Origin of the sequence: Sphingobium sp. ZW T5_29 (assembly GCF_044987515.1) — a bacterium.
In the GTDB taxonomy this organism is placed as follows: domain Bacteria; phylum Pseudomonadota; class Alphaproteobacteria; order Sphingomonadales; family Sphingomonadaceae; genus Sphingobium.
In genome coordinates this window covers 114,024-136,615 of the sequence record NZ_JBJDRM010000006.1, presented here as the reverse complement: position 1 = coordinate 136,615, position 22,592 = coordinate 114,024, and the positions used below count along the sequence as shown (strand labels likewise).

The 22,592-nt window shown below is 61.6% G+C and carries 20 protein-coding genes; 9 read left to right on the top strand and 11 right to left on the bottom strand.

Going from position 1 to position 22,592, the window contains the following annotated elements; translation table 11 throughout:
* The first annotated feature begins 16 nt into the window (after positions 1–16).
* Together ACI3KQ_RS06990 and ACI3KQ_RS06985 are read left to right on the top strand one after the other, a co-directional pair.
* On the top strand, positions 17–1,204 hold the full coding sequence (locus ACI3KQ_RS06990; RefSeq protein ID WP_404956083.1) for a carboxynorspermidine decarboxylase: 1,188 nt from the start codon (positions 17–19) through the stop codon (positions 1,202–1,204).
* Positions 1,205–1,352: 148 nt separating this feature from the next.
* The gene (locus ACI3KQ_RS06985; protein WP_404956081.1) at positions 1,353–2,543 is read left to right on the top strand and encodes a type III PLP-dependent enzyme; all 1,191 of its coding nucleotides are present in this window, start codon (positions 1,353–1,355) and stop codon (positions 2,541–2,543) included.
* Between the two features lie 64 nt (positions 2,544–2,607).
* Here the strand turns inward: ACI3KQ_RS06985 and ACI3KQ_RS06980 are convergent, their stop codons facing one another.
* From ACI3KQ_RS06980 to ACI3KQ_RS06945, 8 genes are read right to left on the bottom strand one after another with little or no spacing between them, the layout of a single operon-like run.
* On the bottom strand, positions 2,608–3,816 hold the full coding sequence (locus ACI3KQ_RS06980) for a class I SAM-dependent RNA methyltransferase (RefSeq protein ID WP_404956079.1): 1,209 nt from the start codon (positions 3,814–3,816) through the stop codon (positions 2,608–2,610).
* Positions 3,813–5,204 (bottom strand): NAD(P)H-hydrate dehydratase, encoded by a 1,392-nt coding sequence (locus ACI3KQ_RS06975; RefSeq protein WP_404956077.1) that lies wholly within the window; start codon positions 5,202–5,204, stop codon positions 3,813–3,815. The genes ACI3KQ_RS06980 and ACI3KQ_RS06975 overlap by 4 nt, the downstream gene beginning before the upstream one ends.
* Complete coding sequence (locus tag ACI3KQ_RS06970) at positions 5,201–5,593, bottom strand: hypothetical protein (RefSeq protein WP_404956076.1); 393 nt, start codon at positions 5,591–5,593, stop codon at positions 5,201–5,203. Before ACI3KQ_RS06970 ends, ACI3KQ_RS06975 begins: the two co-directional genes overlap by 4 nt.
* Entirely contained in the window at positions 5,574–7,295 is a 1,722-nt protein-coding gene (ilvD, locus tag ACI3KQ_RS06965) for a dihydroxy-acid dehydratase (protein ID WP_404956074.1), read from the bottom strand. Before ilvD ends, ACI3KQ_RS06970 begins: the two co-directional genes overlap by 20 nt.
* A gap of 45 nt (positions 7,296–7,340) precedes the next feature.
* Entirely contained in the window at positions 7,341–8,057 is a 717-nt protein-coding gene (locus ACI3KQ_RS06960) for an N-formylglutamate amidohydrolase (protein ID WP_404956072.1), read from the bottom strand.
* Positions 8,054–8,953 (bottom strand): 4-(cytidine 5'-diphospho)-2-C-methyl-D-erythritol kinase, encoded by a 900-nt coding sequence (locus ACI3KQ_RS06955; RefSeq protein WP_404956071.1) that lies wholly within the window; start codon positions 8,951–8,953, stop codon positions 8,054–8,056. The genes ACI3KQ_RS06960 and ACI3KQ_RS06955 overlap by 4 nt, the downstream gene beginning before the upstream one ends.
* Positions 8,940–10,556, bottom strand: coding sequence for a tetratricopeptide repeat protein (locus tag ACI3KQ_RS06950; protein WP_404956069.1), 1,617 nt, complete (start codon positions 10,554–10,556; stop codon positions 8,940–8,942). The genes ACI3KQ_RS06955 and ACI3KQ_RS06950 overlap by 14 nt, the downstream gene beginning before the upstream one ends.
* Positions 10,557–10,587: 31 nt before the next feature.
* The gene (locus tag ACI3KQ_RS06945) at positions 10,588–12,240 is read right to left on the bottom strand and encodes a 4Fe-4S dicluster domain-containing protein (protein ID WP_404956067.1); all 1,653 of its coding nucleotides are present in this window, start codon (positions 12,238–12,240) and stop codon (positions 10,588–10,590) included.
* Positions 12,241–12,367: 127 nt separating this feature from the next.
* Between ACI3KQ_RS06945 and ACI3KQ_RS06940 the strand changes: the two genes are divergently transcribed.
* From ACI3KQ_RS06940 to ACI3KQ_RS06925, 4 genes are read left to right on the top strand one after another with little or no spacing between them, the layout of a single operon-like run.
* Positions 12,368–13,108 (top strand): uracil-DNA glycosylase family protein, encoded by a 741-nt coding sequence (locus ACI3KQ_RS06940; RefSeq protein ID WP_404956066.1) that lies wholly within the window; start codon positions 12,368–12,370, stop codon positions 13,106–13,108.
* A 41-nt stretch (positions 13,109–13,149) separates the two neighbouring features.
* The gene (locus ACI3KQ_RS06935; protein ID WP_404956064.1) at positions 13,150–14,892 is read left to right on the top strand and encodes a lytic transglycosylase domain-containing protein; all 1,743 of its coding nucleotides are present in this window, start codon (positions 13,150–13,152) and stop codon (positions 14,890–14,892) included.
* The gene (gene moaB, locus ACI3KQ_RS06930) at positions 14,892–15,419 is read left to right on the top strand and encodes a molybdenum cofactor biosynthesis protein B (RefSeq protein ID WP_404956062.1); all 528 of its coding nucleotides are present in this window, start codon (positions 14,892–14,894) and stop codon (positions 15,417–15,419) included. The genes ACI3KQ_RS06935 and moaB overlap by 1 nt, the downstream gene beginning before the upstream one ends.
* A 43-nt stretch (positions 15,420–15,462) precedes the next feature.
* Positions 15,463–16,533, top strand: coding sequence for a PA0069 family radical SAM protein (locus tag ACI3KQ_RS06925; RefSeq protein ID WP_404956060.1), 1,071 nt, complete (start codon positions 15,463–15,465; stop codon positions 16,531–16,533).
* Between the two features lie 31 nt (positions 16,534–16,564).
* On the opposite strand, the gene ACI3KQ_RS06920 is transcribed toward ACI3KQ_RS06925, so the two are convergent.
* Genes ACI3KQ_RS06920 through ACI3KQ_RS06910 form a run of 3 tightly spaced genes read right to left on the bottom strand, consistent with a single transcriptional unit; the run spans position 16,565 to position 19,104 of the window.
* The gene (locus ACI3KQ_RS06920) at positions 16,565–17,839 is read right to left on the bottom strand and encodes a tetratricopeptide repeat protein (protein ID WP_404956058.1); all 1,275 of its coding nucleotides are present in this window, start codon (positions 17,837–17,839) and stop codon (positions 16,565–16,567) included.
* Positions 17,840–17,855: 16 nt separating this feature from the next.
* Positions 17,856–18,368 (bottom strand): hypothetical protein, encoded by a 513-nt coding sequence (locus ACI3KQ_RS06915; protein ID WP_404956056.1) that lies wholly within the window; start codon positions 18,366–18,368, stop codon positions 17,856–17,858.
* A 13-nt stretch (positions 18,369–18,381) separates the two neighbouring features.
* Positions 18,382–19,104, bottom strand: a complete 723-nt coding sequence (locus ACI3KQ_RS06910) for an AAA family ATPase (protein ID WP_404956055.1) — start codon at positions 19,102–19,104, stop codon at positions 18,382–18,384.
* Positions 19,105–19,297: 193 nt separating this feature from the next.
* Here ACI3KQ_RS06910 and ACI3KQ_RS06905 point away from each other — a divergent pair, with 193 nt between their 5' ends.
* The 3 genes from ACI3KQ_RS06905 to purU all read left to right on the top strand — a co-directional run bounded on the left by ACI3KQ_RS06905 (position 19,298) and on the right by purU (position 22,332).
* Positions 19,298–20,293 carry an SPOR domain-containing protein gene (locus tag ACI3KQ_RS06905; protein ID WP_404956053.1) on the top strand — a complete coding sequence of 332 codons (996 nt, stop codon included), beginning with the start codon at positions 19,298–19,300 and terminating at the stop codon, positions 20,291–20,293.
* 79 nt (positions 20,294–20,372) lie between these two features.
* The gene (locus ACI3KQ_RS06900) at positions 20,373–21,404 is read left to right on the top strand and encodes a 2-oxoadipate dioxygenase/decarboxylase family protein (RefSeq protein WP_404956051.1); all 1,032 of its coding nucleotides are present in this window, start codon (positions 20,373–20,375) and stop codon (positions 21,402–21,404) included.
* 61 nt (positions 21,405–21,465) lie between these two features.
* Entirely contained in the window at positions 21,466–22,332 is an 867-nt protein-coding gene (purU, locus tag ACI3KQ_RS06895; RefSeq protein WP_404956049.1) for a formyltetrahydrofolate deformylase, read from the top strand.
* The last annotated feature ends 260 nt before the right edge of the window (positions 22,333–22,592 follow it).

Genomic DNA, 22,592 nt, shown 5'->3' with positions numbered 1-22,592 from the left:
TGACGGAGCTTGCCTGATGGAAACCAAAGCCGGCGATCCCGCCGCCTTCGCGCATTTCGACCTCCACCGCGTTCCGTCGCCCGCGTTCGTGATGGACGAAGCCGCCATTCGCCGCAATCTGGTCATCCTGCGCGACATAGGCGACCGCGCGGGCATCAAGGTGCTGGGCGCGCTCAAGGCCTTCTCCATGTGGTCGCTTGGCCCGGTTGTGGCGGAATATCTCGACGGCGTCTGCGCGTCGGGCATTTACGAAGCGCGCCTCGGCCGCGAAGAATATGGCGGCCCCGACGGAAGCAGGGAAGTCGCGACCTATTGCGCCGCCTACAAGCCCGAAGATCTGGCGCAAATCCTCAAAATCTCCGACCATGTCATATTCAACAGCCCAGGCCAGATCGCGCGCCTGAAACCGGTCATCGACGATGCTCGTATGAACGGTGTGAACTTCGACATCGGGCTGCGCATAAATCCGCTCCACGCAGAGGGCGAAGTGCCCAAATATGACCCCTCACAGCCGCACAGCCGCCTCGGTTTCCCGATCGATCAATTACGCGCGGAACATCTTGAAGGCGTCGATGGCCTTCACGTCCACAATCTGTGCGAACAGGATTTCCTGCCCCTCGAACGGACCTGGGCAGCGATAGAGTCCCGTGTCATGCCGCATGTCGGCGGCCTTAAATGGTTGAACTTCGGCGGCGGCCATCATGTCACGCGCGCCGACTATCAAATCGACCTGCTGATCGCCTTTCTCCAGCGGATCAAGGCGCAGACCGGCCTCGAACTCTACATCGAACCGGGCGAAGCCATGGCTCTCGACGCAGGTATCCTGATCGGCGAAATCCTGGATGTGATCGACAATGACATGCCCGTCGCCATCACGGACATCTCCGCCACCTGCCACATGCCTGACGTTATCGAGGCACCCTACCGCCCCGCGATGCTCGACGAAGCGGTGGACGGCCCCGTCACCAGACTCGGCGGCCCCTCCTGCCTGGCAGGCGACATCATCGGCGACTATCGAATCCCCGGCGGTGCGACTCCGGGGCGACGGATCGCCTTCCTCGACCAGGCGCATTATTCGATGGTAAAGACTAATACATTCAACGGCGTGCCGCTCCCCGGCATCTGGCTGTGGAACTCAGGAAGCGACGAACTCAAGGAAATCCGCCGTTTTTCCTATGAGGATTTCAAGTCCCGTCTCTCCTGACGCACATTTTATAGCGGGCCGCGCAACAAAATGCATATGCGCGCTTTACAGGGGGGACCCCTACGCATATATCGCCCTTCCGCTGCCCCATGGGACTTCCACCGCAAGGCAGCTTTAATGCCCACGACTACACTGGAGGTCCCTTGAGTTGCACAAGCATCATAGCGCGCTGGGGGTAGCGACCGCCCTCAAACCGGCAGCACCGGTAACGCTTATTCGTCCCCAGGCTGCTGCCCGGGCTGCCCAGTTCTTCGCTCAGAAGTTCCCGGGGCGCTCGCTCTATGCGGTAAAGGCGAACCCTTCGCCGGATCTCATCCGGACCCTGTGGGATAGCGGAATCACGCATTATGACGTGGCCTCAATTGCGGAGGTTCGCCTCGTCGCGCAGACGCTGCCAGATGCGAAGCTGTGTTTCATGCACCCGGTCAAGGCCGAGGAAGCGATTGCGGAAGCCTATCATGTTCATGGGGTCCGCACATTCTCGCTCGACACGATGGACGAACTGGAAAAGATCGTCCGCGCAACCGATGAAGCGACCGACTTGGAATTGTGCGTCCGCCTGCGCGTTTCCTCCGAACATTCCGAGCTCAGCCTTGCATCGAAATTCGGCGCGGAACTGGGTGAGACCCGCGATCTGCTGATGGCCACGCGGCAGGCGGCTGACGCGCTCGGCATCTGCTTCCATGTGGGCAGCCAGGCGATGAGCCCTCAGGCCTATAGCGACGCCATCGAACGCGTCCGCGCCGCTATCGTGGACGCCGCAGTGACGGTCGACATCATCGACGTCGGTGGCGGTTTCCCGTCGGTTTACCCCGGCATGGAACCGCCAGCGCTGGAGGCCTATTTCGACGCGATCCATCGCGGCTTTGAAAGCCTGCCCGTCAGCTATTCGTCGGAACTGTGGTGCGAACCAGGCCGCGCGCTTTCGGCCGAGTATAGCTCGGTCATCGTGCGTGTGGAGCGCCGTCGCGGCACTGAACTCTACATTAACGATGGCGCTTACGGCGCGCTGTTCGACGCGGCGCATATCGGCTGGCGCTTCCCCGTCGCACTGCTGCGCGCGGAAGAGAGCGAGGCGGAACTGACCGGCTTCTCCTTCTACGGCCCAACCTGCGACGACATGGACCACATGGTCGGCCCATTCATGCTGCCCGAAGACGTGCAGGCGGGCGACTATATCGAAATCGGAATGCTGGGCGCCTATGGCGCGGCCATGCGTACCGGCTTCAATGGCTTTACGTCAGAAGCGGTGGTCGAGGTCGAGGATGAACCGATGGCCAGCCTCTACGTCGATCCGGTTCCCGCGCGCCGTCGCGCTACTGTCATCAAGCTGGGCTAAAAAGCTCAAGCTCCCCTTTGGAGAGGGTGCCTGTCCCTCGCCGTAACAGCGGCGGGGGACAAATTTATCCGCGCCGGAAAATCCCGACCAACTCGACATGGGTCGACCAGCGGAACTGCCCCACCGGCTTCACGCTATCCAGCCGATAGCCACCTGCTACCAGATGCGCCGCATCACGGGCAAAGCTGGCCGGATTGCAAGAAACATAGGCGACGGTGGCGACGGTCGAAGCTGCGATTTGCATGACCTGCTCACGCGCGCCCGCCCGCGGCGGATCAATTACGATGGCGGCAAAGCGGTTAAGCTCATCCGGCGACAATGGACGGCGGAACAGGTCGCGATGGTCCGCTACCAGTCGCCTTTGCGCCCGATTGGCGGCAGTCCTGAGCGATAGAACCAGATCGCGAGCCGCTTCCGCCGCATAGACAGGACGCGCCCCTCCCAAGGCGAGCGCAAAGGTGCCAAGGCCGCAAAAAAGGTCCGCGATTGCTCCCTGCGGCGGCAGCGCCTGACGTACCGTTTCCACCAGCGCGATCTCGCCATCGGGCGTGGCTTGGAGGAAAGAAAAGGACGGAAATGCTACTGCAACACCGCCAAAGCGAACCGTCACTGGTTCCGGCTCCCAGCGGGCCTGCTGGCCATCTCCCTCATCAATCGTCAATCGGGCAAGTTTATGGGAGGACGCGAAGTCCAGCAACGCCTCATCAGCCGCCAGGCCCTCTACCCGGACCCCCTCCAGCAACAGGTCGACACCTTGATCGACCAGCGACATGCGCACATGCGCGGCGCGCTTGTCTGGCAGCATCAGGGCCAGAAGCGACCGCAGCGGCGCGATCAGCGCGAAGAGCCGTGGGTCCAGAACCTCGCACATGGCAAGGTCGATCAGCGTGTGGCTGCCCGATTCAGCGAAACCGATCGTGACTTTCCGCCCCAGCCGGGACGCGCGCAAGGATGCCCGTCGCCTCGTTCGTGGGGGCGAGATGTGCGGGGGGAGTAGCGTCGCTGGTTCAACGCCCTGCCCCGCCAGCGCTCCGGTAACGCGCGCGGTGATAAACTCTGCGAGGCTGGATTCATCCACATGCTGCAGCTCGCACCCACCGCATGCAGGGAAATGGATGCAGGGCGGATCGACATGATGTGGCCCGCGCAGCAGGGAGCCGTCAGTCAACAGCCGGTCGCCGGGAGCAGCCAGCGCCACATGCCGCCCATCCGCGGTCACGCCATCGCCCTTGGCGGCGATGCGCAGGATGATGTCACTATCGAGATCAGTCACAAGCGAGAGGCTATAACGGCTGGCAATTGCATGATCAGATCGTCGGCGATGAATGCGGCCCCTGCCCGTCTGGCCGCCTCCCCGTGCAGCCACACTGCCTCGCAAGCGGCAAGGAACGGGTCGCCGGCGACGGCAAGGCGGCCCGCCACTAGCCCCGCCAGAACATCCCCGGTTCCTGCTGTGGAAAGCCAGGATGACCCACTGGCGCTAATGGCAGCCCGGCCGTCCGGCGAGGCAATCACGCTGTCCGCGCCCTTGTAGATGATCACAGCGCCGCAAAGGCGAGCCGCTTCCAGAGCCTTGTCGATCTTGCTTCCCAGGAGATTGCCGAACAGGCGCGCAAACTCTCCTTCATGTGGCGTCAGGATTGAGCCTGTCGGAATGGCCGGAGAGGCTTCGTCACCCAGCAGCGTGAGCGCATCAGCATCGAGCACAAGCGGGCGACCGCAATTCAGGACCGACGCCAGCCGCGCCTTGGCTCGGTCATCCTGCCCCATCCCTGGGCCAGCGACGACCGCCGCCAGGCGCCGGTCGCTTAACAATGTCGCAAGTTCGCCCGGGTTGTCCTCCTGAAGCGCAACGATGGCGTCGGGACCGCCTGTCGGCGCTTCCAGCCCAATGTGACGCACCATCCCTGCGCCCGACCGCGCTGCCGCATGGCTTGCCAAGCTGCTCGCCCCCGCCATCGCGCCGCCGACAACAGCGACCAGCCCACGACTATATTTGTGCGCGGCGGCGGCGGGCATGGCCAGAGCAGGAGGTCCCAATCGACATATGCTGTCCGATGCTTCGACCCCAATATCGGCGCAGATCAGCCGTTCAGAACGTCCGGCTGCGGGATATAGCAGATGCGCGGGCTTGAAAGCCCCCAGCGCGATGCAAACGCCAAAAGAAGGAACCTGAGACAGCAACGCACCGCTGTCCGTTTCTACGCCGCTTGGCAGATCGATAGCGTAGCTAAAGCTGGCCTCTGCTGTCAGTGCAGCCAGTTGATCCGCTACATCGATATCTAGGCTGCGCGAAAGGCCAGTTCCGAACAGAGCGTCGACGATCTGGGTGGCCGGAGCCGCGTCCGCTAGCGCTTCCACCGGTCCATTCCAGGCAGCACGCGCTTTCCGGCTTGAATCGGTGCGGCTCTCCCCCAGCACCGCCACGCGCACCGGCAATCCCCGATCGCGCAACAGCCGGGCGATAACGAAGCCGTCGCCACCATTATTGCCGGGCCCGCACAGAACCAAAAGGTCGCGCTTGGCACCCGCGCGCCAGATGATTTCCGCCGCTGCTGCGCCAGCCCTTTCCATCAGGGCATATTCGGTCACACCGGCGGCAATTGCGTCCTGCTCCGCATGGCGCATTTGCACTGCGGTCAGGACCGACTTGAATGTCACGGCTGCACCACAGCCGCCATCGTCGCGGGAAGTCGATAGCGATCTTCACCGACGCTGAGTTCGATCTGGTCCTTCCCCAAGACCGTTACCGTCGCCTGTTCGGCACCGTCGGCCGCGACCAGGCCGCGTCCGTCTTTCACCACATGAAATCGACGGAAGCCTCCGTCGGGATGACGCAATGTCACCAGATCGCCAGAACGCTCGACCGGACAACTGCGGCTCCAATCCGCCGTCGTCCCGATGGCGCAGTCAGCGACGCCGCCCGTGCTGCTCACCGAGCTGGAAGTCGACTGCTGATCCGCCGCCGTGCCATCACCACCGTCGCAGCCAGCCAAGGCGAGGCACGCAAGCCCCGCCCCCGCCAATGCCTCAAATATCCGCATAGACATGAGTTTCGGCCTTAGCTCCGGGATGCGTCACCGCTCCCTTGTAAGCCGGTCCGACATTCTGCGCATAGCGCCAAAGCGCGCCAGCCTGATAATCATTCTGGCGCGGCTTCCAGTTCTTCAGACGCTCGGCCAAGACACTGTCGGCAACCTGAAGGTCGATCGTGCCCGCTTCGGCGTCGATGGCGATGATGTCGCCATTTTCGACAAGGGCGATCGGCCCGCCTTCCGCAGCTTCGGGACCAACATGGCCGATGCAAAAACCGCGCGTCGCGCCTGAAAAGCGCCCATCTGTGATCAGCGCGACCTTCTCGCCCATGCCCTGGCCATAAAGCGCCGCGGTGGTTGACAGCATCTCGCGCATGCCGGGGCCTCCCTTGGGGCCTTCATAGCGGATGACAATGACCGACCCCTCGGCGATATCGCGCGCTTCGACCGCAGCAAAAGCATCTTCCTCGCAATCGAAAACCCGCGCGGGGCCTTCGAACTGGAGCCGATGCATGCCAGCCACCTTCACAATCGCGCCATTGGGCGCCAGCGTGCCCTTCAGGCCCACGACGCCGCCGGTCGGCGTGATCGGCGATTTCACGTCGTAGATGACCTTCTGCTCAGGATTCCAGGTCACTTCTTCGATATTCTCGGCAATGGTCTTGCCGGTCACCGTCATGCAGTCACCGTGTAGCAGTCCGTTGTCGAACAGCGTCTTCATCAGCATGTAGATGCCACCGGCGTCATACATATCCTTGGCGACATATTTGCCGCCCGGCTTCAGGTCAGCGATATAGGGTGTCGATTTAAAGATTTCGGCGACGTCGAACAGGTCGAAATCAATGCCGCACTCGTTTGCCATGGCGGGCAGGTGCAACGCGCCATTGGTCGAACCACCGGTTGCCGCCACAATGCGGGCGGCGTTCTCAAATGCTTCGCGGGTGCAGATATCACGCGGGCGGATATTCTTCGCCAGCAACTCCATCACCTGACGCCCGGCTGCCACCGCGACTTCCTCACGGCTTTTATAAGGTGCGGGCGCCATATTGCTGTTCGGCAACGACAAGCCGATGGCTTCGCCAACACAGGCCATGGTGTTGGCCGTATATTGGCCGCCACAAGCGCCATGGCCCGGACATGCGACCTTTTCTAGCGCAATAACGTCCTTCAGAGGGCAAGCGCCCGCCGCATATTTGCCCACGACTTCGAACACATCGACGACGGTAACATCGCGATTTTCGAACCGGCCCGGCAGGATGGAGCCACCATAGACGAAAATCGACGGGACGTTCAGGCGCAGCATCGCCATCATCATGCCGGGCAACGACTTGTCGCATCCAGCAAAGGTGACGAGCGCGTCATAACAGTGGCCGCGTACCGATAGTTCCACCGAATCCGCGATCACATCACGGCTGGCGAGCGAACTTTTCATGCCTTGGTGACCCATGGCAATGCCGTCGGTAACGGTGATGGTGTTGAACCGGCGAGGCATCCCACCCGCTTCGTTCACGCCCTGGCGGCAGAAGTCCGCCTGCATGTCCAGGGTGGTGTTGCAGGGCGCGCTGTCATTGCCCGCAGACGCAATGCCTACGAAGGGTCGGCCAATCTCTTCCTCTGTGAGACCCATCGCATAATAATAGCTGCGATGCGGTGCCCGCTCTGGACCAACCGAGACATGGCGACTCGGCAGTTTCGACTTGTCGAACGTATGAGACATAAACCTACCCTTCTTGCGCGCGTCTCTCTTTCAAAAAGCCGCGAGTCACGCAAGGCTATTGCGGCATTCAAGCACTACTCGCCCCAATATGTCAGCAAAACGGCGCTGTCCTGCTTCATCGGCGATCAGGTCCTGGCGCATTTCAATGCCTAGATAGGGAATGCCGTTTGCTTCGGCATGACGGTTCATAGTGGCGTTGAGCAATTTGCCTGAATAGGGAAGCTGATCGCCCACGATCAGGCCAGCAGCCTGCAACAAGGGGATGGCGATATGTGCGGCCCGGTCATCCTCATTATAGAGAATGCCGATATCCCATGGCCGTTCCTGATGGGGGTCGCTGGCCAAGCGCGGGGTGAAGCTGTGCACCGAAAGGATGAAAGGACTGTCCATCGCGGCCAACACGCTTTCGATATGATGGTGATAGGGGTGATGGAAACGGATCATGCGATCGGCCAGATCAGCAAGGCGGTTGCCAGGGATGGCGTGTCCATCGCTCATAACGGGTAATAGGCCGGGAGCGTCATCTTCCCGGTTGAGATCGATCACGAGCCGCGAAATCCCGCCCAGAACCGCCGTGCAGCCCAGCTGATCGGCGATCATGCGGCTGACTTCCGCCACGCCGATGTCCACTGCAATATGATCGCGCAACAGCGATGGGTCTATGCCAAGATCGATGTCGTCCGGTACATGCGCCGAGGCATGATCTGCGATGATCAGCAGGGCCAGATCTCCGCCATAGACTTGGGTGAAAGCCTCGCTCACGCCGGTCTGATCCTCGTTTCCATTACCCACCAATCCGCTTGCCGCGCCTTTATGATGGCCGCGGCGGCATCAGCAGCTGCCTCATCATCGAAGAGCGCAAAACATGTCGCGCCCGACCCGGACATGCGAGCGACACGGACGCCGGAACATTGCCTCAATGCCGCCAGCACATCCGCTATCACCGGAGCCATTGCCACGGCTGCGGGTTCCAAATCATTACGTCCACAGGCGATCACCCGGTCCAGATTGTCTGCTACCAAAGCTCCCCTGTCGACCCGGTCCCACCCCTGAAACACCCGCGCAGTGGACATGCCGACACCGGGATTGACCAGCAACATCGGCGTACCTGACAGACCGGATATATCGACGTCCTCCAGCACCTCACCGCGCCCGCGCACCATCTTGGTTGCGCTGGCAAGGCAGGCGGGCACGTCCGATCCGAGTAACAAAGCGATCCGTTCCAAGTCGTCCGCCGCGATTTGAGCGTTCCACAAGCGGCATAGCAACCGCAATGTCGCCGCTGCGTCTGCCGATCCGCCGCCGATGCCGGATGCTACCGGCAGGGTCTTAACCAGCGTCAGCGCAGCGCCCCGTTCCTCACCCAGATGTTCGCGCAGCGCCTGCGCCGCCTTCACGACCAGATTGCCGCCGCCATTGTCCAGCCCATCGGCAAAAGCCCCCGCGATGGTCAAGGTGATCGCGCCGGAAGCATCCGTTCTGCCGGTCAGCACATCGCCGTCGCTGGCGAATATGAAAAGGCTTTCCAGGGCATGGTAGCCATCATCCCGCCGATCGCGGACATGAAGGGCCAGGTTGACCTTCGCATAGGCGATTTCAGTCAGCTCTCCGTTGTCAGGGGCGACGTCAGGCGATGGGTATCCGTCAACGGGCGGCATATTCGGGTTTCCATCCTTCTTTCGCCTTTAAGGCGAGCCGCGCTACCGCTTCCCCTTCGGCAAACACAGCCGCAGCGTTCCAGGCGTAGCGTGCTTCGAACCGGCGTCCTGCCGTCCATAATGCATCACCCAGATGTTCGTTAATGGTTGCGTCGTCCGGCGCACCCGCCGCCGCGCGCTCCAGCACCGGCACTGCTTCCTTTACATTACCAGTTACAAAATGCGCCCAACCAAGCGAGTCCAGTATTGACGCATCCTGAGGCTTGAGCGCGCTCGCCCTTTTCAGCAGCGCGAGCGCGGCGTCGATATTCTGCCGCGGCTCAATTTGCGCATAGCCCAGATAATTGAGCACCAAAGGCTCATCGGGCGCCATGCTGGCTGCGCGTTCCAGCACCCCGCGCGCATCGGCCCACCTGCCGCCCTGCTCCAGCGCGCTACCTTCGAACAACAGCAGCGCCCAAGGTATGGCATCGGGGGCATAGCGGGCCTGCGCGTCACGAAAGGCTTTCGCAGCGCCACTGAAATCCTTGGAGTCTGCCAGCAACGTGCCGAGCCGGACATGCCGTTCCGCCTCCGCCCCCGGCGCGGCGGCGAGTGAGCGCGCCAGGCTGACTGCTCCGGCCCGATCGTCCGATCGCGCCAACACATCCACCAGAATAGCCCGCCCCAAGGTTCCAAACCAGCTATTGACGGGAATCTTGTCCGCTTCGGCAGCGGCGGAATGCGAATAACCCGCCTCGCCCAGCAACTTTGCCAGCGCGATCCTGCTGTCGGCGCCGGACGGATTGGCGAAGCTGCCGATCCTTGCAAGCCGGATGCCCAACATCCGCGTCGCTTCATCGGTGCTGATGTCCGTTGCGAGGCGCGTCAAAAGCCTCCCAAATCCTTGACTGGGCGTCAGGGGCTTTCCAGCCGCGCCTGCCCCCTTCCCTTTATTGAGTCGGTCCCGCGCCAGGGCGTAATTCGCCTGGTTCGGGGGCAGAAGCGCGAGTGCCTGCGTCTTGGCGCCACGACCGGCTAGTTGGGCCGCAAAGGACAGGCGCAATTCAGCCAGATCGACTGTCCGCAACGCCAGCGCGCGATGCACCGCTGGTTCCGCCGCCTTCACGTCGCCGCGCGCCAGTGCCTGCATAGCGGCATGTTCATCGAGGTAGCGCCTGACCAAAGATGCAAAACGATCCGTGCCCGCTGCATCGACAGCAGCGACCCTACCTTCACCTAAAGCGATCCAGCTGCGCAATATGGGCACCAGGAATGCAAAATTGCCTTCTGTAGCGATCCGATCCGCGAACCCATGCGCGGCCTGCCAATCCCTGCGATTGAGCGCGTCCGACAGGAGCAGCAGGGTGCCGTCCCTAGGTAGGGCGCCTTCACGATCCAGCAGCGTGGCAGATCGCATCGCCAGCGCCATGTCGCCGCTGACAAGGGCGTGAACATAGGATCGCCGGGCAATTTCAAGCTGGTCCAGGTCAGCAGCCAGCGCCTGACGGTAGTTTTTCAGCGCCAACGCCGCTGCCCCGTCGCCATCCGCAAGGCGAGCACGCGCATAGGCATGCAGCGCGCTCGCCCGGTCCACTGATGCCCCGGCGGCTCCCGGCAGCATCAGCAGCGGAAGGGAGTAAAGGAAAAGCCGCCTACATGTTGGGATAGTTGGGTCCTCCGCCGCCTTCCGGCACGACCCAGTTGATGTTCTGGGTCGGGTCCTTGATGTCGCATGTCTTGCAGTGGACACAATTCTGCGCATTGATCTGGAACCGCGGAGCGCCTTCGTCCAACCCCACCACTTCATAGACGCCCGCCGGACAGTAGCGCTGCGCCGGTTCGTCATAAAGGGGCAGATTATAGCTGATCGGAATCGTTGCGTCCTTTAACTGCAGATGGACCGGCTGATCTTCCTCATGATTGGTGTTCGACAGGAACACGGAAGACAGGCGATCGAAGCTGATGACGCCATCGGGCTTGGGATAATCGATCTTCGCGCACTGTTCCTTGCGCCAGATCTTTTCATTGTCGGGCTTGTGCTTCATCGTGAAGGGCAGCCCGATCTTGAGCGTCCGCATCCACATGTCGATACCGGCCAGCAACGTGCCGATGGTGCCACCAAACTTTGAAAGCAGCGGTTCGGCATTCTTGACCAGCTGAAGCTCCTTCGCGATCCAGCTTGTCCGCAGATTATCCTCATAATCCTGCAGCACGTCGCCGCCACGCTCAGCCTTGATCGCGGCGAACGCCGCTTCGGCCGCCAGCATGCCTGACTTCATCGCCGTGTGCGTGCCCTTGATCCGCGGTACGTTGACGAAGCCCGCCGAACAGCCGATCAGCGCGCCGCCAGGGAACGCCAGCTTCGGGATGGACTGCCAGCCGCCTTCATTGATCGCGCGAGCGCCGTAGGAAACACGGCGCCCCCCTTCCAGATATTTGCGGATTTCAGGATGCTGTTTCCAGCGCTGAAATTCCTCGAACGGATAAAGATGCGGGTTGCGATATCCAAGGCCCACCACGAAACCCAGTGCAACCTGCCCACCAGCCTGATGATAGAGGAATCCGCCGCCATAAGCATCGCTCAGCGGCCAACCCTGGGTATGAATGACCAGGCCCGGCTTGTGCTTGGCGGGATCGATGTCCCACAATTCCTTCATGCCCAGCCCGTAGACCTGCGGTTCGCAGTCAGCGTCCAGATGGAACTGCCGCTTCAATATTTTGGTCAGGTGGCCGCGTGCACCTTCAGCAAAGAAGGTATATTTGGCGTGAAGCTCAAGGCCTGGCTGATAATCGGGTTTGCGATTGCCCTCGCGATCGATGCCCATGTCGCCCGTGGCGACACCCTTCACCGATCCATCCTCATGATAAAGGATTTCCGCAGCGGCAAAGCCAGGGAAGATTTCGACACCCATCCCTTCGGCCTGCTCCGCCAGCCAACGGCACAGATTACCGAGCGAGCCGGTATAGGTGCCCTTGTTATGCATCCATCCGGGCAGGGCGATATGCGGCATGGAAAATTTGCCACGCTTCGTCAGGAACCAATGCTGGTTGTCGCTGACCCAGGTATCGGCGAGCGAGCAACCCATGTCGCGCCAGTCAGGCAGCAACTCGTCCAGCGCCTTGGGATCGACGACTGCGCCAGACAGGATATGGGCACCGATTTCGGACCCTTTTTCCAGCACGCATACTGCGAGTTCCTGCCCCGCGTCGTCCGCCAACTGCTTCAGCCGGATCGCCGCAGACAGCCCCGCCGGTCCCCCGCCGACGATGACGATGTCATAAGGCATCGATTCCCGTTCGCTCATATGTCCTCCATCAGGCGTTCCGGCCGGTTCCCTCATCCTGTCCGGTTGCCGTATTACTCAAACGTTTTACCATCCCTGCCGATGAAGATTCTTGACCACGGCGTCAACCTCTGGCCCTAGAAGATCGATGCGGGGATTTTTGCAGGCAGATGTAGCGACGGCCGCCAGCGCCTATATGGCCTGGTGGGAACTGGCGGGCGTCGATTGTGCGACGGTGGAAGAGCCGGTCGACTGGTTGCGGCCCATTGTGTCTGCCCAACCGGCCATATCGCCAACGCCGAACCCGCCCAGTGAAAAGCCTGCCACGCTGGAAGCATTTCTGTCCTGGATCGCACATGATCCAGCCCAGCCGGAGCGCCGTTGGGCGGGCGCGCCTATCCTGCCGCAGGGAAATGCGCAGGCTTCGCTGATGGTGATCACCGACATGCCCGATCCTGCCGATATGGCCGCAGGGATGCTGTTTTCCGACCGGGCAGGAAAACTGTTCGATGCCATGCTCACCGCCATTGGTCTTTCGCGTGGCGACATCTACCTGGCTTCTCTGCTGCTGTCGCGCCCGCCCGGTGGAATGGTGGAAGCGTCGGACCTCAACGCCGCCGCCGACCGTGTGCGCACGCTGGTCTCACTCGCATCGCCCCGCCGCCTGCTGATCCTGGGCGATCGCACTATCCGCACCTTGCTTCCTGATCATGATGGTCGTCCCGTCCAAGACACCGAAGGGGTGCAGGGTTTACGCTATCTCAACCAGGATGGCGGCACTGTGTCCGCCGTCGCCACTTTTCACCCGCGCCTGCTGCTGGGGCAGCCTGCGGCCAAGGCGGAATGCTGGCGAACGTTGCAATGCTTGATCGAGGAAAAGCGCCCGTGATTCGCGTCCTAGCCCATTCGTCCGCCTTGGCAATGGCCGCCATGAGCGCATTTTTCGCGCTGCCTGCGGTGGCTGACACGGCTCCGGGGATATCCACGTCCTGGACTTCTTCTCACGCACCGTTCGAGATCAGCGACGGCGAAAAGGCTCGCTATGGCGCGATTTTTTCGGCCCTGACCGACCAGAAATGGACGGAAGCGAAAGCGATGATCCTGTCGCTCGACTCCCAGGATATCGTCCGCCCGGTCGCGCTGGCCGAACTTTATCTGGCGAAGAATTCACCACGGGTTGAACTGTTCGACCTTCTGGACCTGATCAACAAGGCGTCCTGGCTGCCGGATGCCGGTCAATTGTCCCGCCTGGCCGAAAAACGCGGCGCGACCATATTGCCCGACCTTCCTCAGGTGCAAAAAATGGTCTGGCTGGGATCAGCCCCCCGACGGCAATATGTCAGCGGGGTCAAAACCGACCTGCTGGCGCAGGCACTTGTCGGGCGGATCGCCCCCTACATCAAGAATGACGACCCGGCAGGGGCAGAATCGCTTCTTGCCACGGGTGAGATCGGCCTGACGCCCGAAGGCCTGACCGAAGCGCGACAGCGTATTGCCTGGTCTTATTATATCGAAAATGACGACACCAACGCGCGCCGCATGGCTGCTCGCGCGCTGGAAGCGCGCGCTGGGGGCGACTGGTCGGTTCAGTCCTACTGGACCACTGGCCTTGCGTCGTGGCGTCAGAATGATTGCGTCAGCGCCGCCCCTGCCTTTGCCAATGTCGCCGCTATGGCTGGCAACGCCGACATGCGCGCCGCCGGGGCATATTGGGCAGCGCGGGCCTATATGGTCTGCGGTCAGGCAGAAAAGGTTGGAAACCTGCTCAAGACCGCCGCGCGCAATGACGAAACTTTCTACGGCCTCCTCGCCCGCGAAACATTGGGCATGCCCGCTGGCAGCGCCAATGTCGCCACTCGGTTCGGCGCTGACGAATGGCGACAGTTGAAGGATAGTCCCAACGTCCGTGCAGCCGTCGCCCTGACGGCTGTGGGACGCAGCAGCAAGGCGGATGAACTTATTCGCCATCAGGCAAAGTTAGGCGGCGCAGGCCAATATGACGCTTTGCTTGGGCTGGCAGGGGCGCTCAACCTGCCCGCGACCCAGCTTTGGCTCGCCCATAACGGTCCCGCCGGGAAACAGCCGGACAGCTTCGCCCGCTTTCCGACGCCCCAGTGGCGGCCCGACGGCGGCTGGCGAGTGGACCCGTCGCTCATCTATGCCCACACGCTTCAGGAATCAGGCTTCCGCAGCGATGTCGTCAGTAGCGCCGGGGCACGGGGCCTGATGCAGGTCTTGCCTGGCACGGGCAGCGACATGGGGCTTTCGTCCCCAGCGCAGCTGTTCGTGCCTTCCACCAACATGGAATATGGCCAGCGCTATCTGGAAAAGCTGCGCGACATGAGCGCGACCGGCGGGCTGCTGCCCAAGGTGATGGCCGCCTATAATGCCGGTCCGGTCCCGGTCGAGCGGTGGAACAGCGAAGTGAAGCACAATGGCGACCCGCTGCTGTTCATCGAATCGCTGCCTTATTATGAAACGCGCGCCTATGTGAATACGGTGATGCGCAACTACTGGATGTATCAGATCCAGGCAAAGGGCAGCGCCGATTGCCTGACTGGCATGGCGCAAGGCATGTGGCCGACCTTCCCCAATTCCAAAGGTGTGAAGCTCGTGCGCCTGAGCCAGAATAGTCGGCACAATGGTCCTGATATGGTGAGCGGTTCGAACTGATGTCGATCGATGAACAGCGGTCGTTCGTGCCGGTGCGCATTGCTCTGCTGACCGTCTCCGACACTCGCGGCATGGCAGAGGACAAATCCGGCGACGCGCTTGCCGACAGGATAGTAGCCGCTGGTCACATACTGGCCGAACGACGTATCGAACGCGACGACCGCGCCGCCATCGTCGCGCGCCTCCACGCATGGATAGACGACCCTCAGGTCGATTGCGTGATAACCACAGGGGGCACGGGCGTAACCGGCCGCGATGTCACGCCTGAAGCGTTGGCACAGGTGCAAGACAAGGAAATACCGGGCTTTGGCGAGTTGTTCCGCTGGCTCAGTTTTAAGACCATCGGCACATCCACCATACAATCCCGCGCCACCGCCTGCGTTGCCCGGGGCACCTACATTTTCGCCCTTCCCGGATCGACCGGCGCTGTAAAGGATGCTTGGGACGGCATATTGGCCAGCCAACTCGACAGCCGCTTTCGTCCCTGTAACTTCGTCGAGCTAATGCCTCGCCTGATGGAGCGCTGACCCCACCCCTTGCAATTATGTTCACTATATGTTCTAATTCGCCATGGCTGCGGAAAAGGGTAGAGGCGCAACGTTGAATGGCGAAAGCCAGCGGTTCAATCTTGCCCAGCGCATGGCCGATGGGGACTGGATCGACGCCTCGGAACTGGTGGATGGACAAAGGCCGCGCCTGCGGACCCAGGTTACCGTAGAGCGCCCTCGCACGATCATCGCGCGTAATAAATCCCCCGATATTGCCTTTACCCAGTCCATAAACGCCTATCGCGGCTGCGAGCATGGCTGCATTTATTGCTTCGCGCGCCCAACGCATGCCTATCACGACCTGTCGCCGGGCCTGGATTTTGAAACCCGCCTTTTCGCCAAGCCAGATGCCGCCAGGTTGCTGCGCGAAGAATTGGCGAAAAAATCCTACCGGGTCTCCCCGATTGCGATGGGGACCAACACCGATCCCTATCAGCCGATTGAGCGCGAATGGAACATCACCCGGCAATGTATAGAGGTGCTGGCGGCATGCCGTCACCCGCTGTTCATCACGACCAAATCCGACCGGGTATTGCGCGACCTGGACCTGCTTTCCGCGATGGCGAAAGACCGTCTGGTGGCCGTGATGATCTCAGTCACCACCCTGGATCCCAAGGTCGCTCGGACGCTGGAACCCCGGGCCGCTCATCCGCTCCGGCGCGTGGATGCGATTCGCCAGCTGGCCGCAGCGGGCATACCGGTGACCGCCAGCCTTTCGCCGATCATCCCCGCAATCACGGATCATGAAATCGAAACGATTATCGCTCGCGTCGCTGCGGCTGGAGCGCGCGAGGCTACGTTCATCCCGGTGCGCCTTCCCCATGAAGTCGCGCCCCTTTTTCGCGCCTGGTTGAAGGAGCATTATCCAGACCGGGCCGAAAAGGTAATGGCGATCATCCGCGACATCCGGGGCGGCCGCGACAATGATCCCGGTTTTGGAAGCCGGATGCGCGGCCAAGGGGTGTGGGCCGATCTGATACGCACCCGATTTCACAACGCCCGCAGGCGTGCGGGGTTTTCGGGCGAACGCCTTACGTTACGGACGGACCTGTTCCGTCCTCCTGGCGATGAAGCCCAATTTCAACTGCTATGAAGGGCGAAGAGCCGCGTCACGCCCCCATCCGTCAGCGGGAAGCGAACTGACGAGCCTTGCCCGACAACGCCCAGCGCTGGACCGTCGCGCCGGGGGCTGTTTCACGCACGAAGCACTGCCCGCGCTGCACGCGGATGGAACGGCACAGCGCCATCGCTTCCGCCCGGTCGCCAAAGCCGCTTACAGCCAAGCGAGCGAAGGTTGCACCATTCAGCGTGATCTGGCTCGTAAGTACAGGACGCTCAGCCAGCGCGCTGTTACGACGCGCCAAAGCGAACCATTTTTCTTTAGCGATGGCGGCATTATCATAGGCCCCCAATTGGACGACCCAGTTGCTGGCGGTATCAGCAGAATGGACTTTCGGGCGCAGCGGTCGCATTTTCGTCGCTGCCACACGCAAGGCGGGCTTCGGCGCTGCATGAGGCACCGGCACTGCGGCAACGTCAGGCAAACTATGATCGATGACGGGTGCATCGGCGGCTTCCGGTTCGACAGCCGCCATATATTGTGATGGCGCGGCGGCGTCATTTGCGGCCATTTCCACAGGCTCCTGCGTAACCGGGGCCCGGTCTGGCGCGAGGGCCAGAGCGACCGGCTGGCCCGCATCCGCACCGTCGATATTCACGCCCATGAAAAGGGCAATTCGCTGCGTCGCAAACATGGGAGCCGCGCTCTGCGCCCATTGCGAAATGCGCTGGTTGGCGGCTGCTGGTTCAAGGTCATATCCAACTATCATTCGCGCGTCTTTCCAGCGGCCCGCCAACGCATAGGCATAGGCCAGGTTCTGACGCGTCTGCGCAGTCGCCGACGGGTCGTGGATCGCGCCAGACAGGATGCGTACCCCTTCGTTGGCGTCCCCGGCCATCGCCATGGCCAGGCCATAATCACCAGCAGGCACGATGTCGGCATTGGCCGCCAACAAGTCCCGCGCGGCCTCGCTCTTGCCCAGAGCAGCCTTCACCAATGCCAGGCTGACGATCGTTCGTGCATCCTGATTGCCCAGCGACATGGCGTCACTCAACGCCGTTTCCGCAGAAGCAAAGCGCCCGCTAGCCACATAAGCGCGACCGAGCAGTTGGCGATAGGCGGCGTTATGTGGATCAGCTGCGACGGCTGCCTCCGCCGCCCTGACCGCCGCCGCGCCATCGCGCTTTGCCAACGCCTTTTCCGTCGCAGCGACATGGCCGTCGTTGCTCCGCTGCGGCGCTGCGGCGGATGGCCGGAAAGCCGAGCCAGCGCAGCCCACCATAGTTACTGCCAAGATCAGCGACGAAGCCGCTGCTTTCGCAAAAGCTGTGCGTTTCATGCCGTGCTCCTTTTCATCAATTCTTGCGTTCGCCAGGCACTTGCTGCGCCAGGCGGTCGATGTCGGGCAGGGAAGCCAAAAGCGTGTCCAATGCGTCGGTGACAATCTGCTGTGCAGACCGGCCGCTGACGGCGCAGGCCAGACGAAGCCGGAGATGTCGTTCGGCGTCCAGACGCAGGGTAAACGCCGCCTTCCGCCCCTTCGCGGGACGCACAGCGGGCGGGGTAACAGCCACGGATTCCTTGACCCGTTCGGCCAGTTCCTCACGCTCCACCACGACTTGCGGTATGGGGGCAGCGACAGCCGGAGCGGTCATCGGCGTCAGGCCAACAACGGAACGGGGTTCGATGGGTGCAGGCTCAGGCTCCGTCACATCGAAACCCATGTCGTTCCAGCCAAGATCTTCTTGCATAGCTAGGGCCGACTGGCCACCAAAGCCCATGACGGGGCGGCGCATCGCAGGTTGGGCAGCTCCCTTGCGAGCAAGAAGCCCAGAGGTCAGGGAAGCGAGCGGTTTGGGTTCAGCCATCTATCGTCCTCCCTTACTGGCCAACGACACGGCGGCCAAAACCACCCGAAGCTGGCCGAAGCGCGCCAGAAGACCCTGCTCCGCTGTTCGGCACCGAAAAGACAGTGCGCCGGAAATTCTTTTCCAGTCGGTCAGAGATATAGGTCCACAACTGCTCAACCTCTCCGGCTGAGCGGCTCTTGGGATCAACTTCCATCACCGTGCGGCCATCGATCATCGAAGCGGCAAAATCCGTTCTGTGGTGCAGCGTGACAGGCGCGACCGTGCCATGCTGCGACAGGGCGACGGCAGCCTCCGACGTTATCCGCGCCTTGGGGGTGGCCCCGTTGACGACGAAGATCAGCGGCTTGCCCGCGCGTTCGCAGAGGTCAACCGTAGCGCCAACGGCGCGCAGGTCATGCGGGCTGGGCCGCGTTGGCACGACAATCAATTCCGCCACGGAAATGACGCTCTGGATCGCCATGGTAATCGCGGGCGGCGTGTCGATGACAGCCAGCTTGAACCCTTGTTGACGCAATATTTCCAGGTCTGCGGCAAGGCGGGCCACCGTGGTCTGGGCGAATGCTGGAAATTCCGCTTCGCGCTCATTCCACCAGTCGGACAGCGAGCCTTGCGGGTCGATGTCGATCAGGACAACCGGCCCGGCCCCGGCCTTCTGGGCCTGCACGGCCAAGTGACCGGACAATGTGGTTTTGCCAGAGCCACCCTTTTGCGATGCCAAAGCAAGTATGCGCACGCAATTTTCCCCCAGATTTCCAATAGCCCGAGGGAATGCCATGACCGCGCCTAAGATTTGGTTAATTGCTTTCGCGACTTTCTCTGAACCAGGGGCAGGCCATACGCCTGGCCGACTAGCCATTGTTGCTAAGTTGCCCTTAACCTTGTTCAGTCATAGGTTACGGCAAAGCTGTCCCGTGGGAGCGTTGTACATGAAGCAGATCTGGGCCGCGCTGGCCGCAGGAACGATGTTAGCCCTGGCGCAACCGGTTGCGGCCGACGTGAAGGGTGGCGTCGATGCCTGGCAGCAGGGCGACTATGCCAAGGCAGTGGCGCGATGGCTGCCACTGGCGCAGTCGGGCGATCCCGACGCTCAGTTCAACATCGGACAGGCCTACAAGCTGGGACGGGGGGTGCCCGCGAACATGACCAGCGCGATCGAATGGTATCGCAAGGCCGCCGTCCAAGGGCATAAGCGTGCGGAAGACAATCTGGGCCTGCTGATGTTCCAGCAGGGAGAACGCGCAAACGCCCTTCCCTATTTGCAACGCGCCGCAGACAGGGGCGAACCGCGCGCGCAATATATTGTCGGCACCGCGCTCTTCAACGGCGACATCATGGCGAAAGACTGGCCCCGCGCCTATGCGTTGATGAGCCGCGCTTCGGCGTCCGGCCTATCCCAGGCGACCGCCAGCCTGAAGCAAATGGACAAATATATCCCGGCGGAACAACGTCAGCAGGGTGTCGCCTTGGCTCAGACAGACGGTGGCAAGGACATCGCCGCGCAGGCCCCTGCCCCTGCCCGTGACAAGAAGCCCGAACCAGCACCGACCCGCCCCACCGCATCGGCCAAGAATGCGGCCAAACCGTCGGATAGCCGGGCGCAAGCCGCGGTCGCCACGCCTGCTCCAAGCCCATCGAAGCCGGTTGTCAGGCAGACGCCCACTAAATCTACTGCTCCCGCTCCGGCAACGAACGGACCGTGGCGGGTGCAATTGGGCGCGTTCAGCGAGGAAGGCCGCGCTCGCGCGCTTTGGGCCAGGCTGAAAGCCAAGGTCAGCGGCCTGGCCGACTATCAGGTTTATATCGTCAAGGGCGGCGGCGTGACGAAACTCCAGGCAGGCCCGTTTGCCAGCAGCGCTGAAGCTGCGCGCCTCTGTGGCACCATCAAGTCCGCCGGCGCGGAATGCATGCCCAGAAAGATGTGACGGCAGTAGGCCGTCAGCTGTCCAACGCTTGGCTTTTTGAGGTCGCGGCGCGATAATGGGCCGCCCACAGGAGCATGCCATGCCTGCCACGTCCAGCGACGGCAATGTTGCCGCGCTCGTCCGGTCAGCTTTGGACGAGCAGTCTGCCAACGAAGTGCTCGACGCACTCGCGATCGACCCCCAACTCCTCGCGGAACGCAATCCCGCCATTTCACGCGGCGCATTCGCCATGGCCTTGAACATTCTGTTGTTTCACGGCCTGCTTCAACGGGTCCCGACCGCAGCCGCCTATGTCGCGGAGATCCGCACACACGGGCAGCAAGTGGTGTTCGATCATGGCGCCCTACGCACCATATTATTGCCCCAGGGGCCGACCGGAGCGCTGCCGGGCGGCGAAGATGCCTTCACTCGTATTTTCCAGCCCCTGGGCTATGAAATGGCCGCTACGTATCCCCTCCACCGCTTGAAGATGACGGGACGCGCCTACCGGCACAGGGACGCACCGGAAAGCATCCCCCAGTTTTTTCTATCCGAACTGCATGTTGATCGTTTCGACGCTGAATTTGGCGAGGCGGCCTCCCGCATATTCGGTTCTTCGCGAGACCCGCTCAATGCAGTCAGTGGGAAACTGCTGGATTGCTACTCCGCAGGACTGCCCGTGTCGCTCGGCTTGGCCACTGCCGCTCTTCCTGTCTTGGTCGGCGCTTTTAATCGACAACACGAACCAGCGGTCCTTGCCGACTATGACTTGCTCCTGTCCCGTTCCCCTGAGGCGGCCTGGATCGCCACCGAGGGCAATGCCTTCAACCATGCGACCGATCGGGTCATAAACGTCGAAACCGTTGCGAAGCGGTTGCGGGAGGAAAATTGGCCGGTCAAGAATGAGGTTGAAGTTTCCCGGTCGGGCCGTGTGCGCCAAACCGCTTTCCGTGCGGACATGGTCGATCGGCTGTTCGCGAACGACGAAATGCGGCGGGTGCCAGGATCATTTTACGAATTCATCAGTCGCGGCATCGATCCTGCAACCGGACGCATCGACCTCAGCTTCGATGCGGGTAACGCGACTGGCATCTTCGCGATGACCAGCACGCGGGGGACCAGAGTGCCTTAACGGGTTGATCATGCAGCCCGCTTAAGGCAACGGCGTTTGCGACATATAGCGGAGGCGCTTCTTGAATAATCCGGTTGTCCCGTCCTGGGTTCTGACCCTTGTCTGCGCGGATCGCGTTGGCATCGTCGCCGCAGTCAGCCAGTTTCTGGCCGAACGCGGCGGGTTCATCACCGACAGCCAGCAATATGCCGACCGGGAAGCCGGGCGCTTCTTCATGCGCGTCGCGTTTGAACCGGCTGACGAACGAATGGTCGACACGGACAGGCTGCGCGCTGATTTTGCCGCAGTCGGAAGTAGGTTCGGCATGGACTGGAATCTGACAACAGCGTTTGAACGACCGCGTATGCTGATCGCCGTTTCCAAAGGCTCGCACTGCCTTGCCGACCTGCTCCATCGCTGGCAAACCGGTACGCTGCCTATCGATATCATGGGGGTTGTGTCCAACCATCCCGACATGCGACGGATCACCGAATGGCACGGCATCCCCTACCATGAGTTACCGCCCAATGGTAACAAGGACAACCAAGAGGTTGCTCTAATTGATATTTTCGAGCGGACACAATCGGATTATTTGATCCTCGCTCGATATATGCAGGTGCTGTCGGAAGACTTGGTCAAGCGCCTTGCGGGGCGCTGCATCAATATTCATCACAGCTTCCTGCCAGGTTTCAAGGGCGCGCGTCCCTATCACCGTGCCCATGAGCGAGGCGTGAAGCTGATCGGAGCGACCGCACATTTCGTCACTGCCGACCTGGATGAAGGCCCGATCATTGAACAGGCGGTGGAGCGCGTCGATCACCGCGCGACGGCGGAAGATATGATCCGCATCGGTCGGGATATAGAGGCTCAGGTGCTGGCCCGGGCCGTCGGCTGGATCGCTGACCGTAGAGTGCTGTTGAACGGCAGCAAGACCATCGTTTTTCGCTGAGGTCGCACTAACGCACTGTGCTGGAGGCAGCCGGCGCATTCACCGGCGATGATGCTGTTAAAAATATGGGCGAATTTTTACTGCTGACCGGCTAACCCAAAGAGCTGCCTGACGACCATAACGTGGCGCAGTTCGAATAGGTGAACGGGTGTTCCAACCAAGCAATGGGCCGCTAACGGACCGCAAAAGGTCTAGAATGCAACGCTATAAATGAACCAACCTACGATTAGCAGGCTAGTCGCTACGCAAAACCTATCGCC

Bases quoted from the DNA above. Each gene is read 5' to 3' on its own strand.
- ACI3KQ_RS06945 (WP_404956067.1), bottom strand. From the start codon at position 12,240: ATGAGCGAACGGGAATCGATGCCTTATGACATCGTCATCGTCGGCGGG.
- ACI3KQ_RS06955 (WP_404956071.1), bottom strand. From the start codon at position 8,953: ATGCCGCCCGTTGACGGATACCCATCGCCTGACGTCGCCCCTGACAAC.
- ACI3KQ_RS06905 (WP_404956053.1), top strand. From the start codon at position 19,298: ATGAAGCAGATCTGGGCCGCGCTGGCCGCAGGAACGATGTTAGCCCTG.
- ACI3KQ_RS06900 (WP_404956051.1), top strand. From the start codon at position 20,373: ATGCCTGCCACGTCCAGCGACGGCAATGTTGCCGCGCTCGTCCGGTCA.
- ACI3KQ_RS06950 (WP_404956069.1), bottom strand. From the start codon at position 10,556: ATGCTGCCGGGAGCCGCCGGGGCATCAGTGGACCGGGCGAGCGCGCTG.
- ilvD (WP_404956074.1), bottom strand. From the start codon at position 7,295: ATGTCTCATACGTTCGACAAGTCGAAACTGCCGAGTCGCCATGTCTCG.
- ACI3KQ_RS06970 (WP_404956076.1), bottom strand. From the start codon at position 5,593: ATGTCTATGCGGATATTTGAGGCATTGGCGGGGGCGGGGCTTGCGTGC.
- ACI3KQ_RS06920 (WP_404956058.1), bottom strand. From the start codon at position 17,839: ATGAAACGCACAGCTTTTGCGAAAGCAGCGGCTTCGTCGCTGATCTTG.
- ACI3KQ_RS06940 (WP_404956066.1), top strand. From the start codon at position 12,368: ATGCGGGGATTTTTGCAGGCAGATGTAGCGACGGCCGCCAGCGCCTAT.
- moaB (WP_404956062.1), top strand. From the start codon at position 14,892: ATGTCGATCGATGAACAGCGGTCGTTCGTGCCGGTGCGCATTGCTCTG.
- ACI3KQ_RS06935 (WP_404956064.1), top strand. From the start codon at position 13,150: ATGAGCGCATTTTTCGCGCTGCCTGCGGTGGCTGACACGGCTCCGGGG.
- ACI3KQ_RS06990 (WP_404956083.1), top strand. From the start codon at position 17: ATGGAAACCAAAGCCGGCGATCCCGCCGCCTTCGCGCATTTCGACCTC.
- ACI3KQ_RS06915 (WP_404956056.1), bottom strand. From the start codon at position 18,368: ATGGCTGAACCCAAACCGCTCGCTTCCCTGACCTCTGGGCTTCTTGCT.
- ACI3KQ_RS06925 (WP_404956060.1), top strand. From the start codon at position 15,463: ATGGCTGCGGAAAAGGGTAGAGGCGCAACGTTGAATGGCGAAAGCCAG.